This window comes from Streptomyces sp. NPDC002790, from assembly GCF_040295505.1.
Classification (GTDB): domain Bacteria; phylum Actinomycetota; class Actinomycetes; order Streptomycetales; family Streptomycetaceae; genus Streptomyces.
In genome coordinates, this window is sequence record NZ_JBEOVM010000168.1 from 1 (window position 1) to 9,869 (window position 9,869).

The 9,869-nt window shown below is 67.7% G+C and carries 9 protein-coding genes and 3 pseudogenes; 7 read left to right on the forward strand and 5 right to left on the reverse strand.

The window, feature by feature from the left end; translation table 11 throughout:
• Both ABT004_RS34655 and ABT004_RS34660 read left to right on the forward strand, forming a co-directional pair.
• Positions 1-100: pseudogene (locus ABT004_RS34655) on the forward strand (polar amino acid ABC transporter ATP-binding protein); the annotation flags it as partial.
• 252 nt (positions 101-352) lie between these two features.
• Positions 353-2,125, forward strand: coding sequence for a pectate lyase-like domain-containing protein (locus ABT004_RS34660; protein WP_351345226.1), 1,773 nt, complete (start codon positions 353-355; stop codon positions 2,123-2,125).
• A 25-nt stretch (positions 2,126-2,150) separates the two neighbouring features.
• On the opposite strand, the pseudogene ABT004_RS34665 reads toward ABT004_RS34660, so the two are convergent.
• Positions 2,151-2,342, reverse strand: a pseudogene (locus ABT004_RS34665) (CorA family divalent cation transporter); the annotation flags it as partial.
• A 631-nt stretch (positions 2,343-2,973) separates the two neighbouring features.
• On the opposite strand from ABT004_RS34665, the gene ABT004_RS34670 reads away from it, so the two are divergent.
• The 3 genes and pseudogenes from ABT004_RS34670 (at position 2,974) to ABT004_RS34680 (ending at position 3,775) form a co-directional block, all read left to right on the forward strand.
• On the forward strand, positions 2,974-3,138 hold the full coding sequence (locus ABT004_RS34670) for a transposase (protein WP_351345205.1): 165 nt from the start codon (positions 2,974-2,976) through the stop codon (positions 3,136-3,138).
• A pseudogene (locus ABT004_RS34675) lies at positions 3,138-3,416 on the forward strand (transposase); the annotation flags it as partial. The gene ABT004_RS34670 and the pseudogene ABT004_RS34675, both read left to right, overlap by 1 nt.
• A gap of 71 nt (positions 3,417-3,487) precedes the next feature.
• Positions 3,488-3,775, forward strand: coding sequence for a transposase (locus tag ABT004_RS34680; RefSeq protein ID WP_351345229.1), 288 nt, complete (start codon positions 3,488-3,490; stop codon positions 3,773-3,775).
• On the opposite strand, the gene ABT004_RS34685 is transcribed toward ABT004_RS34680, so the two are convergent.
• Both ABT004_RS34685 and ABT004_RS34690 read right to left on the reverse strand, forming a co-directional pair.
• Complete coding sequence (locus ABT004_RS34685) at positions 3,720-4,241, reverse strand: hypothetical protein (protein ID WP_351345208.1); 522 nt, start codon at positions 4,239-4,241, stop codon at positions 3,720-3,722. The genes ABT004_RS34680 and ABT004_RS34685 overlap by 56 nt on opposite strands.
• A gap of 391 nt (positions 4,242-4,632) precedes the next feature.
• Complete coding sequence (locus tag ABT004_RS34690) at positions 4,633-5,253, reverse strand: helix-turn-helix transcriptional regulator (protein ID WP_351345211.1); 621 nt, start codon at positions 5,251-5,253, stop codon at positions 4,633-4,635.
• A gap of 398 nt (positions 5,254-5,651) precedes the next feature.
• Here ABT004_RS34690 and ABT004_RS34695 point away from each other — a divergent pair, with 398 nt between their 5' ends.
• The gene (locus tag ABT004_RS34695) at positions 5,652-6,893 is read left to right on the forward strand and encodes a transposase domain-containing protein (protein ID WP_351345214.1); all 1,242 of its coding nucleotides are present in this window, start codon (positions 5,652-5,654) and stop codon (positions 6,891-6,893) included.
• A gap of 87 nt (positions 6,894-6,980) precedes the next feature.
• Here the strand turns inward: ABT004_RS34695 and ABT004_RS34700 are convergent, their stop codons facing one another.
• Positions 6,981-8,456, reverse strand: coding sequence for an amidase family protein (locus tag ABT004_RS34700; protein ID WP_351345217.1), 1,476 nt, complete (start codon positions 8,454-8,456; stop codon positions 6,981-6,983).
• Positions 8,449-8,685, reverse strand: a complete 237-nt coding sequence (locus ABT004_RS34705; RefSeq protein ID WP_351345220.1) for a phosphopantetheine-binding protein — start codon at positions 8,683-8,685, stop codon at positions 8,449-8,451. Before ABT004_RS34705 ends, ABT004_RS34700 begins: the two co-directional genes overlap by 8 nt.
• A gap of 219 nt (positions 8,686-8,904) precedes the next feature.
• Here ABT004_RS34705 and ABT004_RS34710 point away from each other — a divergent pair, with 219 nt between their 5' ends.
• Positions 8,905-9,774 carry a class I SAM-dependent methyltransferase gene (locus ABT004_RS34710; RefSeq protein WP_351345223.1) on the forward strand — a complete coding sequence of 290 codons (870 nt, stop codon included), beginning with the start codon at positions 8,905-8,907 and terminating at the stop codon, positions 9,772-9,774.
• Positions 9,775-9,869 lie beyond the last annotated feature (95 nt).

The window sequence follows — 9,869 nt, forward strand, 5'->3', positions numbered from 1 at the left end:
CTCGACCTGGTGGGCCTGGACCCGAAGGTGTTCGGCGAGCGCTACCCCGAGCAGCTCTCCGGCGGGCAGCGCCAGCGGGTGGGCGTGGCACGGGCACAGACCTGTGTGGCGCCACGGCCTTCGCCGTTCCCTGCCACTTCCCTGCCGCTTCCCCGTCACCTTCTGAAGCCCCAACTGCCCTATCTGTGCCGTTTGTTGAACTCTTGTTGCCGATTTCCCCGGGAACTTCTGCCGCAACCCTTGACGTCGAATTCACCTACCTGAAGCATGCGTCGCCAGTGGAGCGCTCCCACACCCCCCACCGTTCACTTCATGAACCAGGAGAGCCGCTGTGACTCGCTTCCCCCTGCCCATGTCACGCCGCAAAGTTCTCGGTGCGGCCGCGGCCGTCGGCGTGGCACTGCCCGCCCTCGGCGCGATGGCGGCGTCCGCCGCCCCGGCCGAGAAGTCCGGCACGCCGACGAAGTCCGGCAAGACCCTCGCCGCCGGTGGCGACCTCGGGCCCAACGTCATCGTGTTCGACCCGGCCACGCCCGGCATCCAGGCCAAGCTGGACGAGATCTTCAAGCAGCAGGAGTCCGCGCAGTTCGCCGAAGGGCGCTACCAACTGCTCTTCAAGCCCGGCACGTACAGCGGCCTCAACGCCCAACTCGGCTTCTACACCTCGATAGCGGGCCTCGGCCTGTCCCCGGACGACACCACCATCAACGGTGACGTGACGGTCGACGCCGGTTGGTTCGACGGCAACGCGACGCAGAACTTCTGGCGCAGTGCGGAGAACCTGGCGCTCGTGCCGGTGAACGGGACGAACCGGTGGGCGGTCGCCCAGGCCGCCCCGTTCCGCCGGATGCACGTACGCGGCGGCCTCAACCTCTCGCCCGACGGCTACGGCTGGGCGAGCGGCGGCTACATCGCGGACAGCCGCATCGACGGCACCGTGGGACCGTACTCGCAGCAGCAGTGGTACACCCGCGACTCGGCCGTGGGCGGCTGGCAGAACGGCGTGTGGAACATGGTGTTCTCAGGCGTCGAGGGCGCTCCCGCGCAGGGCTTCCCCGACCCGCCGTACACGACGCTCGAGGCCACTCCGGTCTCCCGCGAGAAGCCGTTCCTGTACCTGGACGGCGCCGACTACAAGGTGTTCCTTCCGGAGAAGCGGACGAACGCACGCGGCACGAGCTGGGGCAGCGGCACCCCGCGCGGCACCTCCCTGGCCCTCGACAAGTTCTACGTCGCCCAGCCCGACGCCGACGCCGCCACCCTCAACGCCGCCCTGGCCCAGGGCCTCAACCTCCTTCTCACGCCCGGCGTCTACCACCTCGACGCGCCGCTCCAGGTGGACCGGGCGGGCACGGTCGTGCTCGGCCTCGGGTACGCCACGCTCATCCCGGACGGCGGGGCGACGGCCGTGAAGGTCGCCGACGTGGACGGGGTGCGCCTCGCCGGGTTCCTCGTCGACGCCGGCTCCGAGAACTCCACCACCCTGATCGAGGTCGGCCCGAAGGGCGCGTCGGCCGACCACGCCGCCGACCCGATCACCGTGCAGGACGTGTTCGTACGGATCGGCGGCGCGGGCGCGGGCAAGGCCACCACCAGCATGGTGATCAACGCCCGGCACACCATCGTCGACCACACCTGGGTGTGGCGGGCCGACCATGGCGACGGGGTGGGCTGGGACACCAACCGGGCCGACTACGGCGTCGTGGTCAACGGCGACGACGTGCTGATGACGGGCCTGTTCGTCGAGCACTTCAACAAGTACGACGTGCAGTGGTTCGGACAGCGGGGCCGCACCATCTTCTTCCAGAACGAGAAGGCCTACGACGCCCCGAACCAGGCGGCGATCCAGAACGGCGACACCAAGGGCTTCGCCGCCTACAAGGTCGACAACTCGGTGACGGACCACGAGGGTTGGGGACTCGGCTCGTACTGCTTCTACAACGTCGACCCGACGATCGTGCAGCACCACGGCTTCGCCGCACCGAACACGCCGGGCGTGAAGTTCCACGACCTGCTCGTGGTGTCACTGGGCGGCAAGGGCCAGTACGAGCGCGTCATCAACGACACCGGAAACCCGACATCGGGCTCGGACACGGTCCCGTCGACGGTGGTGTCGTACCCGTGACCCGCTCCCGGCGCCCGGCACCTGGTCACAACCAGTCCCGTCGCTTGAAGATGACGTACAGGCTGGTGCAGACGACTGCCATCAGGAGGATGGCGAAGGGGTAACCGCCCATCCAGTGCAACTCCGGCATGTGGTCGAAGTTCATGCCGTAGATGGTGCCGACCAGCGTCGGGGCGAAGAGGATCGCGGCCCACGACGAGATCTTCTTGAAGTCGTCTACCGCAACCCACTGACCAGGCATTTTGTGCCGTCCATGTGGCCTGACCTGCGGTCGAGTGTCTCTCTGGGCCTTTCAGAGTCGTGCAGTTTTACGCAGCCGATTCTCCCCAGGCGCTCCCCGGGCGGCTCAATTCTCCCCAGATCCTCCCCAGCGGGCGCGCTTGGGAGAGGCTCGTTGTCGGAGGTCAGGTGGTGTCCTGGCCGGTCACTGTATGTGCCGGATGGAGTCTCGGGGCGGAGCCTGGCCAACTCTCGGCCCCAATGGGCGAAGAGGCCGTCTCGATGCGTTCTCGATGACGCGTCATTTGGGGTGCGTGGCGATCCTTGAGCCCGCAGAGGGGACGATGGCTTGCGGCTATAACTGGCTGTTCGCTATCCGCCCACGTGCTCGGCCTGCTTCGAACGGCGTTCTGGATCGGGTGAGTTGATCAGTGTTGAGGCATGAAGGAAGGGCCTCTTGGTAGCTCGCGGATGTCGAGTCCAGCGAGAATCAAGAGGCCCTCGTGTCGAAGTGTTGCGTGATCGCGGTTGCCGAGTCCAGCTCGTCCACTCCTGGGTGTGACTGCCTCGCCCATCGGTTCGGGAATGCAGCCGACCGGCCGGAGCGTCGGCCCCGGTACGGCTCGGACATGAGCGATGCCGAGTGGCGGGCAGTGCGGGATCTGCTGCCGGTTCCGGGATGGCTGGCGGGCCGGGGCGGTCGGCCGGAGGGCTACTGCCACCGGCAGATGATCGACGCGGTGCGCTACCTCGTCGACAACGGCATCAAGTGGCGGGCGATGCCCGCCACTTGATGCCGTGGGCGCGGGTCTACGCCTTCTTCGCCCGCTGGCGGGATACGGGGCTGGTGGCCGAGCTGCACGACCGGCTGCGCGATGCGGTCCGCGAGGCGGAGGGCCGGACCCAGGAGCCGAGTGCGGCGATCGTGGACTCGCAGTCGGTGAAGGCGGACGCGACCGTCGGCCACACCTCACGGGGCTTCGACGCCGGGAAGAAGGTCAACGGCCGCAAACGACACGTGCTGACCGACACGCTCGGACTTCTGCTGGCCGTGCTGGTCACACCCGCGTCCACGAACGACCGGGAGGCCGCCCGCACCCTGCTGCCGGAGGTGAAGGAGCGGTTTCGGCGACTGGCCCGCGTCTGGCCGACGGCGGCTACACCGGCCACCTCACCGACTGGGCCGTCCAACACCTCGATGTCGTCGTGGACATCGTCCGCCGCAGCGACGACGCCCGCGGCTTTCAGGTCATGCCGCGGCGCTGGGTCGTCGAGCGGACCCTCGCCTGGCTGCTGCAGAGCCGGCGCCTGGCCCGCGACTACGAACGACGCCCCGACACCGGCGAGGCCGTCATCCGGTGGTCGATGGTCACCCTCATGAGCCGGCGCCTCGCCGCCCGGCACCAGCCTCTTGTGCTGCGGGCAGGGTGAACCGGCCCGGCTTCTCCTCGATGAGCCAGCCTCGTTCCACCAGCCGTTTCAGTCGGGCTCGTGCTCCTTCGACACGCGAGGCCACGGCACTGTCCCAGCCCAGCACCACCGCGGTCTGCCGGGCGCCGAGGCCGTCGCTCCCGGCATCCAGGGCAGCGGCCATGACCGTCTGGTAGTCCATGGCCAGCACCTCGACGCCGGTCACGTCCCTGCGGTGAGGCACCGGCATACGCGGCCCGGCCGGCCGCACCGGCTTCCCCGATGGCTTGCCGTCGCTTGCCGCGGCGGGAGCGTCCGCCTCGGCCAGCGCTTCCAGGAACTGCTCCAGCCCGATCACTCGCTGCCGCAGGACTTCTTCCGCATCGGCCACCGCCTGCTGAACTCTCTCCAACTCGGCGCCCAGTTCTTCCAGATGCACCGCCGCGGCCTTCCGCCGCGCTTCCAGGACCGCCCGGATCGACGGCATCCTCCACCCCCATGGCATCTCGGTCGGCAACGACCCGAGACTTCCGCGGCGGCCAACACCTCATACCTGACCAGCAGAGACCACACATGCGATTCGGAAAGAGAACGACCTCTAACATCTCCGCGTTGGCGGGGAAAGCAGCCACGACGCCCGTACCGTGCACTCGCGCATCGGCCCCCCCCGCGTCCCCCAAGTACAGGAACTCTCAAGTTGCCTACCCCGAACAGGGCTTATCGCACACCCACTAATGCGCCAGGCGTAGGGCACGGTGTGATGTGACGCGACGCGACAGTTGGGGCCTCAGGCTGCCCGCACTCACCCACCAAGCCGTGACGGCCTGACAGTTGAACTGGCGGGCCGTCACGGAAGATCGAGAAGAGGTGGGTCCGGATCAGACGAGCCCAGACTTCATCGCTGTGACGACAGCGGCCGTCCGGTTCGACGCACCGAGTTTCAACAGAATAGTGGCGACTAGCCGCTTGGCGCCGTGCACCGAGATGCCTAGTGCGCGTGCCACCTGCTTGTTGCTCATCCCTTGAACCAGGTAAGAAAGAGTTTCGCGCTCGCGCGGGGTGAGGACGACCATCCGCCCCTCGGAATCGGCAACCAACAGTCGCGGGCTGACCAGCAGGTGGCGGGCCAGTTGTGGCGGCATGGGCATCTGTCCCGCGATGACGCGCTCAATGGTGTCCTGCATGCGGTCTTGGGAGAGGTCGGCTATGCCGAGAAAGCCGTCAACCGGAAGGGTGCCCATCAGTTTGGTGTCGCGAGTGTGCAAGTCGTCACCGATGACCAAAATCTTGGGGCGCTCATCGTCGGTGCCGATGGACGGGGCCAACTCCTGCCACTGGTCGGCGGAGATGATCAACAGATCGATTTCGTTCGCCTGGGCCAGGAACTCGAGCGATTCACTAGCCGGTGGTGCGATGGTGCTGACGTCGTGCGCTTCTGCCAGAAGGAGTTCCAGGCCGCTTGACAGGGCCTCGCTGTCGATGAGCAGAGCGATGATCAAGCGTTTGTCCGTGGGTATGGCAGTGCTTCCCCGCATTGCATCCTCCGTTTCCGTTGCATGAAGCGCGTTCCTCTGTGCGGTGAGGCCGAGCCGACGGTGCGCTCCACGATCTTTCTCAGCCAAGCATGGGTGTCATGCCGCGTCCATGTCTTGGAGTTCCGTCCTCCTGACTTTGCGATAAGGGCCGGTGACGTGCCCGGCTGCCCTGATCTGGACTGGTTCCGTGCTGGCGTCGGGATGCCGGGACGAGGTCGAACTGGTGGGTAGAGGTGGCGTGCATGACCCTATTAGATGTATGAGTCACATAAGGGGTGGCTCGAAACGTGCGGCTTAAAGAGAGGTGCTGTTTCGAGCCGTTACGGTTGGTTGCATTCTTTTGGCACGGGGGGAGACGTGGCATGGGTGGGTACGTCGAGGTTGGCGTCGGGGTGTTGATGCTGGAGTTTCCGGTCGAGACCGTTACCGAGGTGCTGGAGGACACTGATCGCTGTGAGCGTCGTCGCAGGTCGCTGCCAGCTCACTTGATGGTCTACTTCACGCTCGCCATGTGGCTCTATGTCGGCGTCGGCTACGTCCAGGTGCTTGATCGGGTTCTACTCGGGATGCAATGGGCGCGTGGGGAGCCTGGACGGTGGACCGTGGCGGGGGACGCCGCCATCACCAGGGCCCGGCAGAAACTTGGCTCCGAGCCGCTACGGCAGTTGTTCTACCGGTCGGTCGCTGACGCGGAGCCGGATCGGAGAAGCCCGGGGGAGTGGCGCGGGCGGCGCGTGCTGGCATTCGACCGGATGGAACTGGCCGTGGCCAATAACCCCGAGAACCGGGCGCGCTATGGCAATCCGTCCGGCAGCGCGGGTACTCGGGTGCGGTTGGCGGTATTGGCCCGGTGCGGTGACAAGCGCCTGGCTGCCGCGCAGTTGGAGACCGGCGCCGGGCTGGACGCAGGCACCGGTACGGAACGAACGTCGTTGGTTGCTGAACTGGGCTCGGGGGTGCTGTTGCTGGGCGGCGACCGTCTGTCTTCCGAGGACTCCGCAGACCGGAAGCTCGGTGACCGGGACTGGTTCGCCGTCGCTGCCGCCGCAGGCGCCGCCCTTGTATGGGAGGTGAGGTCGACCGAGGAACTGCCACGCCGGTACACCCTTGCGGACGGCAGTTACCTGTCCGAGTTCGGCGAATCCCGTGTCGTTGTTCGGGTGGTCGAGTCCGCGGGCCGTTCTGGGCGCGGCGACCACGTACCCCCTCGAGTGGTCACCACTCTGCTGGACCCGACGGCTGCTCCGGCCGCCGAGCTGGTCCGGCTGTGCGCGTACCGTTGGACCTCTGACGTGATGCTGCGCACCCTGAATGTGCCTTCGGATAGCTCACCGGTGCTGCGCTCGCGGCACCCAGAAAACATCGAGCAAGAGATCTGGGCGATGCTCTGCGCCTACCAGGCGCTCTCTCGGCTGATCACCCCCACGGCATGGCCGACCGCAGCGGGTACTGAGCAATCCGTGGTACAGCGGAGCGTGTCGGCTCGGCAAGGCCCCCAGGCCTCGAACGTGCCCGCTTCGTGGGGGCTTGGATGGCCCAGCGGCAGGTTCGAACATTCTTTTAAGTCAGGAGCCCACTCGACCAGGAGCGCGCAGCTGAACTGAGGCCCCATCATTACCCGTCGGTCCGCCCCGGGCGCTGGTGACCTAGATATGTGCCCCGACCGAGTGCCCGCTCAGCTCCCCGTCCGGTCAGGCCAGGCAGGGACGGCCGAGCGGCTGCAGCAGTCCGGCCAGGCGACGGGCAACGGCCAGTGTGGTTCGATCCTCCAGATACGGGCCGACCACCGCGACGCCGACGGGCAGTCCTCGCTCATCGCGACGCACTGGCGCGACTGTGGTCGGTAGATAGCAGGCGCCCGTGAGCATCGCCCATACGATTTGGTCCCAGTACGGGCGCTTCTGACCGTTCACCTCGATGCGGCGCTCCGCGAACGGACGGTGGTCGTGCGGGGGAGCCGTGTTGGGGGCCACCGGCAGCAGGATCGCGTCGTAGGTGTCGAAGAACCTGCCCCAGGCCGCCGCGAGTCGATGGCGTCGTGCGTCGGCCTCCAGCCAGTCGCGGTGCAACTGCGCCACGTACTCGGTGCCCAGCTCTCCCTTGGCGGTCAGCTCGCCCCGTGCCATCGCGGCCACCATGTCGCGAGAATAGAAGGACTGACCCAACGCCGAGAGTAGTCGGCGGCCCACCTCGTCGCTGATGTCGAGGCGGACGCCGGGCGGGGCGTCGCGGGTCACGGACACCCCGTCGGCAGCGAGCAGGTCGGCGGCGTGCTCCACCGACTGGGCCACCCCGCGATCCACCGGACAGTACGGGTCGTCCGCCCACACGGCCACTCGACGGATCGGCCGTGCGGGCGGCAACTCCAGCCGCCAGGCCGCCCGGTGCTCGCGACGCGGCCCGGCCACGGCGGTCAGCGCGATCTCCAGGTCGTCCACCGTCCGGGCCAGCGGTCCCACCACACAGAGGTCGGGATCGACTGGTTGGAACGGCGGCAGATGGCCGACAGTCGAGACGATCCCGTACGAGGGTTTGTGGCCGTAGATCCCACAGTGCGAAGCCGGGATCCGGATGGATCCCGCGATGTCGGAGCCGAGTTCGAGCGGGGTCAGTCCGGCGGCGACCGCGCCGGCGGCACCGCCCGAGGAGCCACCGGTCGAGTACTGCGGCTGCCAGGGGTTGCGCGCGGTCCCGGCGACAGCACTGGTGGTCTGCAGGTCGGCACAGTATTCCGGGACGTTGGTCTTGCCGAGGATGATGGCGCCGGCGGCGCGCAACCGGGCAACGGCCTCAGCGTCAGCGGCCGGTCGATAGGCCGCCAGCGAGGCGCTGCCCGCCGTAGTGCGCAGTCCGGCGGTGGCCAGGCTGTCCTTCACCGTCATGGCCACGCCGTGCAGCGGGCCGAGCGGCTCGCCGCTGGCCGTCTTCCGGTCCGCGCGCCGGGCCTCCTCGCGGGCAGCCTCGGACACCGTCACGACCAGGTTGAGCGCTGGGTCGTACCGCTCCACCCGGTCCAGCAGCAGGTCGAGGTACTCGGTGGCGGACAGCCGGCGGGCGGCGATGGCCGCGGCGACCCGCTGGGCCGACCACCAATGGACGTCGTCCGCCGGGGGCCGCCCCTGATCCTCCAGGGTGTCCGGAGCCACGACCACGGGCTGTTCAGTCAAGGTGCTGCTGGATGACGGCCGACACGGACCGTGGGGTGGCCTCGTCGAAGACCGCCACCAGAAGCATGGAGCCCAGTTCGGCGGACTTCTCCGCGTCGTCTGGTGCGAACTGCTCGGTGAGCCGGGAGATCAGCTCCACCGCGCGGAGTGAGTCCCCACCGGTCAGGAAGAAGTCTTCGTCGTGGTCCAGTGGAGAACGGGAGAGCAGGTCTCCCATTGTCTGGGCCACGGACGAGTCGACCCTGTTCGCAGCAACAGTCACGGCAGCCTGCTCCGTCTCATCGATGTTTTTCGGTACGGAAGTACCGGCAGAATCAAGTCCGTTCGCAGATTTTCACGGCTGCACGCACCGCGACATCCACGAGAGGGCGCACTATTAGCCTGCCCATTCGGTCATGCATTCAGTAGGCACTGCCCGGTGGCGCCCGACAGCGCTAGGCTCCGCTGCATGAAGAGAGAAATTTCCGTGTCCACCTCGCGTTTCGACGCGGTGACGCAAACAGCTCGATGGACTGCCGCGGCAAGGGCCAGGGAAAGTCGGCGCACGGACCGTCTTTTCGACGATCCGCTCGCTGAGCTGCTGGCCGGTGAGGAAGGTGCGGCGCTGCTGAAGCACTTTCACACCAGCCGGGCCGCGGACGAGGGGAACCCTTTTCTCTCGATCCGCACCCGCTGGTTCGACGACTTCATCGAAGGCGCGGTGACAGCCGATCGCTGCCAGGTGGTCGGGCTCGGAGCCGGCCTGGACACCCGGGCCTACCGGCTGGAGTGGCCGGAGCACACCGTGCTGTTCGAGGCGGACCAGCCTTCGCTGCTCTCCTACAAGGAGCAGATCCTCGACGCGCACGGCGCTTCGCCGCGCTGTGACTGCCGCCGGCTCCACCTCGACCTGGCCGGTGACTGGGACAGCCTGCTGACCAACGCCGGGTTCGATCCGGAACTGCCGACGGTCTGGTTCGCCGAAGGGCTGCTCTTCTACCTGCCGGAGGAGCTGGCGCACCAGGTGCTGTCCCGCGCCGCCGCGCTCTCCGCCCCCGGCAGTGTTCTCGCGGCCGACCTCATCGGTACCGGGATCTTCAAGATGCCCTACACCCAGCTGTTCCTCCGCAAGCTCCAGGACGCCGACAGCCCCTGGCGGTTCGGGACCGACGACCCGGCCGGCTTCGTGGAGAACTGTGGCTGGCGGGTGACCATAGCGACCGAACCCGGCCTGCCGGGTGCGCAGTACGGGCGGTGGACACCGCAGGCCGTTCCGCAGGGGCTGACCAACCTGCCCCGCAGCTTCCTGGTCTCCGCGGCGAAGCCCAGCGACTCCTGACTGACGCACGCGTCTGCGCGTGTAGGCGCCCCGTTACCGGTCGGGGGGCCTACACGCGCAGACGTGCCGAGATCTGAAGAGCGTCGGGGTGGGAG